This is a genomic window from Xylanibacter brevis P6B11 (assembly GCF_000621825.1).
Classification (GTDB): domain Bacteria; phylum Bacteroidota; class Bacteroidia; order Bacteroidales; family Bacteroidaceae; genus Prevotella; species Prevotella brevis.
On sequence record NZ_JHXG01000016.1, the window covers coordinates 25,639 to 35,159 of the forward strand.

Annotated in this window: 8 protein-coding genes; 6 read left to right on the forward strand and 2 right to left on the reverse strand. The window is 54.0% G+C overall.

Annotated elements, in window-relative coordinates:
* Nucleotides 1–44 precede the first annotated feature (44 nt).
* Nucleotides 45–1,736 (reverse strand): ABC transporter ATP-binding protein, encoded by a 1,692-nt coding sequence (locus T496_RS0109415; protein ID WP_027450531.1) that lies wholly within the window; start codon nt 1,734–1,736, stop codon nt 45–47.
* A 3-nt stretch (nt 1,737–1,739) separates the two neighbouring features.
* The gene (locus T496_RS0109420) at nt 1,740–2,627 is read right to left on the reverse strand and encodes an NAD kinase (RefSeq protein ID WP_027450532.1); all 888 of its coding nucleotides are present in this window, start codon (nt 2,625–2,627) and stop codon (nt 1,740–1,742) included.
* A 155-nt stretch (nt 2,628–2,782) separates the two neighbouring features.
* Here T496_RS0109420 and T496_RS0109425 point away from each other — a divergent pair, with 155 nt between their 5' ends.
* The 6 genes from T496_RS0109425 to T496_RS0109455 all read left to right on the forward strand — a co-directional run bounded on the left by T496_RS0109425 (nt 2,783) and on the right by T496_RS0109455 (nt 8,963).
* Nucleotides 2,783–3,352: a DJ-1 family glyoxalase III gene (locus tag T496_RS0109425; protein WP_027450533.1), complete on the forward strand. Its 570-nt coding sequence runs from the start codon at nt 2,783–2,785 to the stop codon at nt 3,350–3,352.
* Nucleotides 3,353–3,360: 8 nt separating this feature from the next.
* Entirely contained in the window at nt 3,361–4,014 is a 654-nt protein-coding gene (locus tag T496_RS0109430; RefSeq protein ID WP_027450534.1) for a 2-C-methyl-D-erythritol 4-phosphate cytidylyltransferase, read from the forward strand.
* 9 nt (nt 4,015–4,023) lie between these two features.
* Nucleotides 4,024–6,120, forward strand: coding sequence for an ATP-dependent DNA helicase RecG (gene recG / locus T496_RS0109435; RefSeq protein WP_027450535.1), 2,097 nt, complete (start codon nt 4,024–4,026; stop codon nt 6,118–6,120).
* Between the two features lie 239 nt (nt 6,121–6,359).
* A complete protein-coding gene (locus T496_RS13860; protein ID WP_197018946.1) occupies nt 6,360–6,848 on the forward strand; it encodes a C40 family peptidase in 489 nt (162 codons plus the stop codon).
* 13 nt (nt 6,849–6,861) lie between these two features.
* Complete coding sequence (locus tag T496_RS13865; protein ID WP_081783608.1) at nt 6,862–7,893, forward strand: CapA family protein; 1,032 nt, start codon at nt 6,862–6,864, stop codon at nt 7,891–7,893.
* 128 nt (nt 7,894–8,021) lie between these two features.
* Complete coding sequence (locus tag T496_RS0109455) at nt 8,022–8,963, forward strand: M23 family metallopeptidase (protein ID WP_027450536.1); 942 nt, start codon at nt 8,022–8,024, stop codon at nt 8,961–8,963.
* Nucleotides 8,964–9,521 lie beyond the last annotated feature (558 nt).

Below are 9,521 nucleotides of genomic sequence, written 5' to 3' on the forward strand. Positions count from 1 at the left end.
ACGTAATTAACAAAACTTTAACAAATCCACCTTGTTTATTATTACTATTGACCAATGGTGATAACCTGGTCGCAGTAATTTATAACCGCGGTGCGGTGAGTCACGAAGATAACGGTGCGACGATGGTCGCTGAGAATGTTTTCAAGTACTTTTCGTTCAGTTTCTGTGTCAAGTGCGCTGGTAGCTTCGTCCAGTAGTAGAATGCTTCCCGGTCGCAGCAGTGCACGTGCAATGGCAATGCGCTGTGCTTGTCCCTCGCTCAGCCCACCGCCCAGTTCCGAGAAGTGCGTGTCCAGTCCTTGTGGCAGCTCATCTATGAAGTCGGCACAGGCTTTGTTTAGCGCTTCCTTCATGGCCTCGTCGGTAGCTTGTGGGTTGCCCAGCTGCAGGTTGTCGCGCAGTGAACCGCTCAACAGCGTGTTGCCCTGTGGCACATAGATAAAGTTGCAGCGATGAAGGGGGGACAGTGATGTGGCTTCGTGGTGGTCGCCATAGAGAAGAATCTCTCCCTGTTGAGGCTTCACCAGCGCCAGCAGCAGTCGTATCAGTGTGGTCTTTCCCGATCCAGTCTCGCCCATGATGGCCGTGCACGTTCCTGGTTTGAAGTCTGCCGAGAAGTTGTCCATCGCAGGTTGCTGTCCGTCGGCACCATAGTTGAATGTCACCTGTTCGAAACGGATGCCGCAAGGTGCCGGCAACATGATGGCCTCTCCCTGCTGCTCCTCCGGTGTTTCCTCCAGTTCCATGAGTCGTTCGGCGGCAGTGAATACGCTGACAAAGGCAGGCGCCAGTCGGGTCAGCTCGCGGGCAGGCCCCTGAATGCGGAACACCAGTTGCAGGAATGCCGTCATACCACCAAAGGTCAGCGTGCCACTCTGCATGCGCAGGGCGCCCCATAGAAACGCTATCAGGTAGCCCAGCGAGAAGCCGACGTTCAGAAACAGATGACTCGTCACCGAGAATGCCGTGCGCAGTCGTACCCATCCGCGCAGCATCGTCTGCGTGTCGCTCAGTCGGTCCAGTATCAGGTTGTCGGCCTCCATCGTCTTCACCAGCATGCGGTGCTGCATAGTCTCGGTCAGTAGGCTCTGCACCCGGCTGTCGCTGTCGCGCACCTTTCGTGAGAAGCGGCGCATCTGTGTCACGTAGAACCGGCTTATCAGGATGAATATAGGCAGTATGCCCACCGTGATGCATGCCAGCCATACATCCATTTGTAGCAAGTAGAAGAAAGCACCGATAAACATAGTGATGGTTGAGAGCACCGAAGGCATGGTCTCGGTGAGAAACTGCACCACCGTCTTCACGTCTTGTTCCAGTCGGCTGATGACGTCGCCCGTGTGCATGGCCTCACGTCCGCGCCATTCCGAGCGCAGCAGTCGTGCCAGCATGTGTTGTTGTAGTCGGTTCTGCGCCTTCACACCGAGTATGTTACGTACCCATACGCGCGAGATGCCAACGGCAAACTCACCCAGTATGATGAGTGCCATCAGTCCCACGGCCCAGTAGAGTGCCGTCTTCTGATCCGAATCGGTGGTGTAAGCATGTGCGGCAATGTCGATGGCGCGCTGCATGGCCCATACCGAGAGCAGACTGAAGCCCACGCCTACCAGTCCGATGGTTGCGTTCATCGAGGCCTGAAGTCTGTTGCCCTTCAGTGCCCGCCACAGCCATTTGAAAATCTCTTTCGTTGTGTAGTGGCTTTCGTTTTTGTGTAGTAGCTTTAGTAGCCTCATGGTTTAGTTTCTGCCGTCAGCTCCCCACATCATTTTCTCGCGTAGCATCGAGAAGTAGTGTGTGCTGTTGCGTTTCACCACCTTTATCTGATAAGGCGCGCGCGAAAGGCGCAACGTGGTTCCCTCTGGCAGTTTCTCAGCCTGACCGTCGATGGCCACGAGGAACGTATGACTGCGACTGCTCACCGTCAGTTCGATGGTAGCCGTGTCGGGAAGCACAATAGGACGTACGTTCAGTGAGTGTGGTGCCACGGCTGTCATGAGCATGACGCCCGTCTGCGGCACGATAATCGGACCACCGTTCGACAACGAGTAGGCCGTAGAGCCCGTCGGTGTCGAGATGATCAGTCCGTCGGCCTGATAGGTGGTGAGGTATTCGCCGTTGACCGAGGCGCGTATAGAAATCATCGATGCCGTGTCGCGTTTCAGTATAGCCACATCGTTGAGCGCACAGTTGTAGCCCGTCAGTCTCTCGCCGTCGGTGTGCACCTGTATCAGCGCACGGTCTTCCACCCGGTATTCGCCGGCGAACAGCGCCTTGAAGCACGACTCCACCTCGCGTGGCGATATGTCTGCCAGAAATCCCAGTCGCCCCATGTTCACACCCAGTATAGGAATCTGCTTGTCGCGCACCCTGCTGGCCGTCTTCAGCAGCGTACCGTCGCCACCCATCGAGATGGCGAAGTCAGCCTCGAAGCTACAGCCGCTGAACGTCTGGTAGTTGCGCACATCGATCATCTCCGAACAACAAAGGAAGTCGTAGTACTCCTCATCGATCAAAACGGTGGCACTATACTCCTGCAGGGTGGTCAGCACCTGGCGGATGGCGGCCGACTTGGCGTGTTGGTAAACGTTACCGAAAAGTGCGAAGCGAAAAGGTTGTTGTGGCATGTCTCATTCGTTTTGTTTTTGCAAAAGTACAAAAATAATACATAAATTGTCATGAAATGCGGTTTTTTATCGAAAAAATAGGCTTTATTGCAGTTTTTTTGCTAACTTTGCTCCATCAAGAAGTTGAAGTAGAAGTTATATTGAACAATCAAGATATGGCAAAAGTTTATGTATTTCTGGCCAACGGCTTTGAAGATGTCGAGGCCCTGATACCCGTCGATGTGTTGCGTCGTGGCGGTGTGGAGGTAGTAACGGTGAGCACCACTGGCGAGGGCCAGGTGGTAGAGAGCTCACACCAAGTGCAGTTCATTGCCGATGCAATGATTGAGGATTGCAATTTCTCCGACGCCGACTTGCTGCTGTTGCCCGGCGGTATGCCTGGTGCCAGCAATCTCTATGCTCATCAGGGTGTCAGAGAAGCTGTGCTCCGCCAGTACGAGGCTGGCAAACGTATCGCTGCCATCTGTGCCGCACCCGGTGTGGTGCTGGGTCAGTTGGGTGTGTTGAAGGGCAAGCGCGCCACGTGCTATCCCGGTTTTGAGCAGTTGCTTGAAGGCGCTACCTATACTGCCGACCTTTGTACCGTAGATGGTCCTGTCACCACGGGCGAGGGCCCTGCCGCCGCATTCCCCTTTGCCTACGAGCTGCTGTCGCAGCTGGTTGACCAGCAGACGGCCGACCAGATTGCCGAGGGCATGCGTTTTAAACACCTCATGCAAGGCTAATTCGCGCTATGGACTATATCATCATCGTAGCAGGTGGAAAAGGCCTGCGTATGGGGGGCGAGGTGCCCAAGCAGTTCCTGCCCATCGGCGGCATGCCCGTGTTGATGCGCACGCTGAAGCGCTTCCGCGACTATTCCAAGGATCTACAAATTATCCTCGTGTTGCCCAAGGCGCAGCAGGACTATTGGCGCGAGCTTTGTGCCACCTATCAGTTCGATGTGCCCTATCAGTTGGCCGATGGCGGTCAGACCCGTTTTCACTCCGTGCAAAACGGTCTGGCACTGATTCCCGACGATGCACAGGGCGTGGTTGGCGTGCACGACGGTGTGCGTCCTTTCGTGTCGGTCGATGTGATTCGTGCCTGCTATGAGACGGCGCGCAGCCACAAGGCTGTGATCCCCGTCACCCCCGTTGTCGAGACCTTGCGCCATGTGGGCGAGGGTAATGTCTATCGTGCCGACTATCGACTGGTGCAGACCCCGCAGACCTTCGATATACAACTGCTGAAGGCCGCCAATCAACAACCCTATACCGAGTCTTTCACCGACGATGCCTCAGTGGTTGAGGCCTATGGCGAACAGGTGACCATGGTCGATGGCAACCGTGAGAATATCAAGATCACCACACCTTTCGACCTAAAAATAGCAGAAACGCTGGTATAAGCCTCTTTTATGACCGACTTCCTCGAACAAGACATCACCTATCTGCCGGGCGTAGGCCCCACTCGCAAGAAGATGCTGGGCAAAGAGCTCGGCATCGAGACCTTTGGTGACTTGTTGGAGTATTATCCCTATAAGTATGTGGACCGCAGTCGTATCTACCAGGTGAGCGAGCTCACTGGCGACATGCCCTTTGTTCAGGTTGTGGGCCACATCCTCAGTTTCGAGACCTTTGAAATGGGACCGCGCAAGGAACGCGTCGTAGCCCACTTCACCGATGGCACCGGCATCATGGACTTGGTGTGGTTCAATGGCGGTCGCTATGCCAAACAGGCCTACAAGATAGGCACCGACTATCTGCTGTTTGGTCGTCCCTCGGTTTATGGCAACCGCATACAGGTGCAGCATCCCGACCTCGATGACGCCAGCAAGGTGGACACCACGGCCATGGGAATGCAGCCCTACTATAACACCACCGAGAAAATGAAGAAGGCGGGGCTCAACTCGCGGGCCGTGGAGCGACTAACCAAGACGCTCATTGAGAAGATGCCCCCGCTGCCCGAGACCATCCCCGACTTCATCATCGCGCAGCATCACCTGATGAGCCGCGATGAGGCGCTGCGCAATCTGCATTATCCCCAGAACAGTCGCGACCTTGAGAAGGCGCGGGTGCGCATGAAGTTCGAAGAACTGTTCTTTGTACAACTGAACATCCTGCGCTATGCCAGCGACCAGCGTCGCAAGTATCGCGGCTATGTGTTCAATCGTATTGGCGACTTTTTCAATACGTTCTATCACCAGAATCTTCCTTTCCCCCTGACCGGTGCACAAAAGCGCGTGATGCACGAGATACGTCATGACCTGAGCAGTGGCCGACAGATGAACCGTCTGTTGCAAGGCGATGTGGGCAGTGGTAAGACGCTCGTGGCCCTGATGACCATGCTCATAGCCCTGGACAATGGCTTCCAGGCCTGTATCATGGCACCCACCGAGATCCTGGCCGAACAGCATCTGTCCACCATCAAGGCCTTCCTGAAGGACATGCCCGTGCGCGTGGAACTGCTGACGGGCATGGTGAAGGGCAAGAAGCGCGAAGAGGTGCTCGCAGGACTGCTCGACGGCAGTGTCCAGATACTGGTGGGCACACATGCCGTCATCGAAGACGCCGTGCGCTTCCGGCAGTTGGGCATCGCCGTTGTCGATGAACAGCACCGTTTTGGCGTGGCTCAGCGCGCCAAGCTGTGGGCCAAGAGTGCCAATCCCCCGCACGTGCTGGTGATGACCGCAACCCCTATTCCCCGTACGTTGGCCATGACGCTCTATGGCGATCTGGATGTCAGCGTCATCGACGAACTGCCACCCGGACGAAAGCCCATCCGCACCACCCACGTCTTCGACACCCGCATGACCACCCTCTACGACGGCATCCGTCAGCAGATACGTCAGGGGCGTCAGGTCTATATCGTGTTCCCATTGATTGAGGAGAGCGAGAAGATCGACCTGAAGAACCTGGAGCAGGGCTTCGAGGTGCTACGCCAGGCCTTCCCCGAGTTCCGTCTGAGTCGTGTGCACGGCAAGATGAAACCCAAGGAGAAGGAAGACGAGATGCAGAAGTTTGTCAGCGGTGAGACCCAGATTCTCGTGGCCACCACCGTGATCGAGGTGGGTGTCAACGTGCCCAATGCGTCGGTGATGGTCATCCTTGATGCTCAGCGCTTTGGCCTCTCGCAGCTGCATCAGCTCAGGGGTAGGGTGGGCCGTGGTGCCGACCAGTCGTATTGCATCCTCGTCACCACCTATAAGCTCAGTGAAGACACCCGCAAGCGCATCGACATCATGTGCGAGACCAACGATGGCTTCCGTATTGCTGAGGCCGACCTGAAACTGCGTGGCCCCGGCGATTTGGAGGGAACCCAGCAGAGTGGCATGGCCTTCGATTTGAAGATTGCCGACATCGCCCGCGATGGTCAGATTGTGCAGATGGCACGCGACACCGCACAGGCAATTATCGACGAGGATCCCACCTGCGAGTCGCCAAAGTTTCAACTGTTGTGGGATCGCCTGAAACAGCTGCGCAAAACCAACATCAATTGGTCTGCCATTTCCTAACATGCAGAAAATGAATAAATTAAAAGATGTTAAGTCTTATTAATTTACGGTTGGCTTGTATGTTTTTCTCATATTTATTTATTATCTTTGCATCCAACAAAACCAAAACAACCGTAACCTCGGGTAATTTATAGAGAATGAATAAACTTATTTTTTGTACCATTTTTAGTCTTGCAATGTCCGCCACAACCGTGTTCGGACAGACCACAAAGTCACAACCTTTAACCCTCGAAGAAGCAATGAGCGAAGTTGAAGATGTGTATGAGGTGGGCGCAGACGAGGAGATCGACAACTTCGACTTTCTCTATGATGGCAAAGAATCTTTCAAATACGACGGAACGATGATAGACAACCTCATGAACGAGGCCTATAAGCACCTTGGTGCTCGCTATCGTCTTGGCAGCAAGGGCCCCAACACCTTCGACTGTTCAGGCTTCACCAGCTACGTCTATCGTCAGAGCAATATGAATATCGGCAACTCTTCTCGCGACCAGTATGCGCGCAACATCCCCGTGAAACGCAGCGAGATGCAGCCCGGTGACCTTGTGTTCTTCACCAGTCCCCGTTCGGGTCGCGGTGTGGGGCATGTAGGTATTGTGATCGATTATAATCCTGTCACACAGGTGTTCACCTTCATTCATGCCAGCACGAAGGATGGCGTGAAGGTCAGCAAATCGACCGATGGCTATTATAGCCGCCGCTTCGTAGGCGTACGCCGTGTGCAGTAGTGCACAATAGAACATGAAAAAAAAGATCTTTACCACCCTTACTGTCATGGCTGCCAGCTTGCTGAGCAGCCATGCTGACACTTTAACGGTAGCTATGGTTGGCGACATCATGATGGGCACGACCCATCCTACAGTGATGCTCCCGGCCAACGATGGCGCCAATCTCTTCAAAGATTCCAAATCCATTTTGCAGCGGGCCGACCTGGCCGTGGGCAACCTTGAAGGTGTGCTCTGCGATGGTGGCACCAGCACCAAAAGTGGCGGCCCTGGCAGCTATTCCTTTCGCATGCCCACCAAGTATGCACCGCGCCTCAAGGAGGCTGGCTTCGACTTCCTGAGCATGGCCAACAACCATGCCAACGACTTCGGGTTGGAGGGCATCGAGTCCACCGAGCGCTGTCTCGACGAGCAGGGCATCCTCTATGCTGGCATTGCCGGCAGGAAGGAGTGTGCTGTCGTGGAGCGTCATGGGCGGAAGATAGGACTCTGTGCCTTCGGTCATAATCACTACACCGTGCGCCATATCGATTTTGACAATGTGGCACGCATCGTTGACTCGCTGGTCAGCACGTGCGACATCGTCATCGTGTCGTTTCACGGCGGTGCCGAGGGGCGCGACAAGTGTCATCTCCCCGATGGCCCCGAGTCGTTCCTGGGTGAGAATCGCGGCTCTATCCGAGAGTTGGCACACTTCTGCATAGACCATGGAGCCGACATCGTCTATGGCCACGGTCCGCATGTGATGCGTGCCGTCGAGGTCTATAAGGATCGCTTTATAGCCTACAGCCTGGGCAACTTCTGCACACCGTATAATGTGAGCCTTGTCGGCATCTCCGGTCAGGCACCACTGGTGGTGGTAGGCATCGATGAAAACGGACGTTTCCTGCGTGGGTGTGTCTATCCGATGACACAGACGCGAGGCCTTGGTCCGCGCCACGACAAGACCGGCAGCGTCATCAAGCAGTTGCGCATGCTCAGCGAGTGCGATGTGCCTCATAGTCAGGTGAATATCAGTCAAAAAGGACTAATTTTTTACTTGAAATAGTGTAAAAATGCACTTTTTATGTTAAAAGACCCCAAAAGATACCTTGTTAATTTGGAGGGAATAGATTATTTTTTGTAACTTTGCAGCGTATTTTTTTGTACACATAACTTTACTTAATCAATTAAGGAATGTTTAAAACAATAAGAAAAATAGCCCTTGTGGCATTAGCCTCTATCTCAGTGATTCCAGCTGCTGGTCAAGATCTATTGGCCAGTCAGGCACCTATTGATCGCAAGATGAGAGCTATAGACTCAATAGCATTGCAGCGCATGCTCGACTACGAAGTTTACGAGTCGCCCGCAGCCAGCCTCTACAACGATTGGAACAACCGCTATGCCCACCAGGCTACGCAGTTGCCCGACTCGTTCCGCATCAACCTGCGAGACTTCTGCATGCCAACCAACAGCCGCATCATCACCTCTAATTTCGGTGCCCGTTGGGGCCGTCAGCACAAAGGACTGGATATCAAGGTGTACATTGGCGACACCATCCGTGCTGCATTTACTGGTAAGGTGCGCATCGTGCGCTATGAGCCAAAGGGCTATGGCAAATACGTGGTGATTCGCCACAGCAACGGACTGGAGACCATCTATGGTCACATGTCCAAGCATCTGGTAGTTGAAAACCAGGAGGTTCGCGCTGGCGATCCTATCGGTTTGGGTGGTAACACCGGTCGTAGCACCGGTTCGCACCTGCACTTCGAGACCCGTCTCTGCGGTGTAGCCCTGAACCCAGCGCTGATGTTCGACTTCCATAATCAGGACGTCACAGGCGATTTCTACACCTTCCGCAAGAGCACCTACAATGTCGAGTCTGCCCAGGCTACTCGTCTGCGTGGCACCGGTGGTGAGTATCGTGGCGGTGATGGTCTCGAGGAGAACATGAACCGCGCTACGGCTAGCAAGCGTCAGAGCCGTGAGGTGCAGGCTGCCCGCTATCACAAAGTGGCAAAGGGCGAGACCCTTTCGGCCATCGCTCGCAAGCATCGCACCTCGGTGAATGCCATCTGCAAGTTGAACCGCATCAGCACCAATGTGCGCTTGATGCCCGGACAGATTTTGAAATACTAATCAATCATCATCCGATATGAAGGAGCAAGCACTTAGAGGCTTGCTCTTTTTTTTGTTGTTTCGGCCTCACCCCCAGCCCCTCTCTGAAAGACGAATAGACCAGTGAGAGCAGTACAAGCTCCGTAGAAAGGCCGAAACGACTGCCCATTACTTCCCTTTTGAAGGTCAAGAGTGGCACTCTCACGTGCTCATAGTGGCACTCTCACGTTCCAATAGTTACGCTTTTACGTGCCAATAGTGGCACTTTTGCATCCATTCTAGAGTCTAGAAACACCATTTCTAGAGTCTAGAATGGGTTGTTTTAAAGTCTAGAAGTGGCAGTTCTAGAGTCTAGAAACGACCGTTCTAAAGTCTAGAACCAAAGCAATAGTTTTTGTTCTAGCCCCTGGAACTGCCACTTCTAGCCCCTGAATCAACCACATCCAGGGGCTGAAACGACCGCATCTAGCCCCTGGAATGGCGCTGGCCAGGGGCTAGATGCGGAGCAAAACTTACCGAATTGCATCGCAAAACTTACCGAATTGCAACGCAAAACAAAAGGTATTGCATCGTCAAACT